The sequence below is a fragment of the Nonomuraea sp. K271 genome (assembly GCF_009908215.1).
Taxonomy (GTDB): Bacteria; Actinomycetota; Actinomycetes; order Streptosporangiales; family Streptosporangiaceae; genus Nonomuraea; species Nonomuraea longispora.
The window spans coordinates 1-560 of sequence record NZ_JAAAHR010000401.1 but is presented as its reverse complement, the minus strand read 5'-3'; the positions used below and the strand labels follow the sequence as shown (position 1 = coordinate 560).

The 560-nt window shown below is 70.4% G+C and carries 1 protein-coding gene; it reads right to left on the bottom strand.

Annotated features, from left to right (window positions below; all coding sequences use genetic code 11):
* Positions 1–486 (bottom strand): hypothetical protein (locus GUY59_RS49725; protein WP_236668184.1); only part of this gene is annotated, 486 nt, incomplete at its 3' end.
* Positions 487–560 lie beyond the last annotated feature (74 nt).

The following is a 560-nucleotide window of genomic DNA, read 5'->3' as shown; positions in this document are numbered from 1 at the left end:
GCCCCGTCGTGGACCGGCCGGTTCCACGTCGGCACCACACCGTGACGGCACGGGAGCCGGAACCGCCCCGGCCGGCCATCCCCGGGCAGCGGGCACCGCGAACGGGGACACCGCCCGGACCGCCGAGCCCGCCCCCGCCCTCACCGAACCGGACACCGCTACACCCCACACCACCGAACCGGGCACCGCCACACCCGTCACCGCCGCCCTCGGCACCACCACACCAGGCACCACAACACCAGGCACCACCACACCCGCAACCGCCACACCAGGCACCACCGCCGAAACCACCGAACCAGGCACCGCCGCACCGGAAAGGGCCGCATCCGAAACGACCGCACCCGAAACGACCGAACCTGGAGCGATCGAATCCGGACCCGCCGGATTCGCGACCATCACCGAGCCCGGCCTGACCGAATCCGTGACGACCGAATCCGTGACGACCGAACCCGAACCCATCGGCATGAAACCCAACGCGCCAGGCACGGCCGGACTTCAGACCACTGGGCCTGGCAGCACCGGACAGTCGGCTGAACCGGTAGTGGCCCTGTCTCTTATAT